General features: G+C 57.9%; 1 pseudogene. It reads right to left on the reverse strand.

The annotated features are described in order from the left end of the window. Positions 1-457 (reverse strand): annotated as a pseudogene (locus HMPREF3277_RS15475) (type IV secretion protein Rhs); the annotation flags it as partial. Positions 458-522 lie beyond the last annotated feature (65 nt).

Genomic DNA, 522 nt, shown 5'->3' on the forward strand with positions numbered 1-522 from the left:
AGGCGAGTTTGTCTTGGCGTTCTTTGGAAAGGCGGCGTCCGAACGGGTCGTAGGCGTAGGTCCAGATTTCGGTGTTGCCGGCGGGCTTTTTGATTTCGGCGCGGACGAGTTGGTTTTCTAAATCGTATTGGTAATATTGGTTTTCGCCGTCGGGCAACTGGCGGTAGATCAGGTTGCCCAATGCGTCGTAGGTGTATTCGATGCCGTTGTATTCTTTGAGGCGGTTGCCGCTGACCGGGTTGCCGCCCTTTCCTTCTGCCGCTTTGTCGGAAAGGATATTGTGGGCGGGGTCGAAGGCGAAGGTTTCGCTGCGGCCGGTTTGGCTGTTGCGGGCTTCCTGAATGCGTCCGATTTTGTCGTAAACGTAATGGAGGACGCCGCTTCTTTGGTCGGCGCTTTGGATCAGGTTGCCGGCTTTGTCGTAGGCGTAGCGGCGGTTGACGGCGCCGCCGGCCAGCGGATTTTGTTTGCCGCGGGAGGTTTGTGTGCCGCTCCAGACGGTACGCTGGCTTTTCAGACGAC

Source organism: Neisseria sp. HMSC70E02, from assembly GCF_001838645.1.
GTDB lineage: Bacteria > Pseudomonadota > Gammaproteobacteria > Burkholderiales > Neisseriaceae > Neisseria > Neisseria macacae.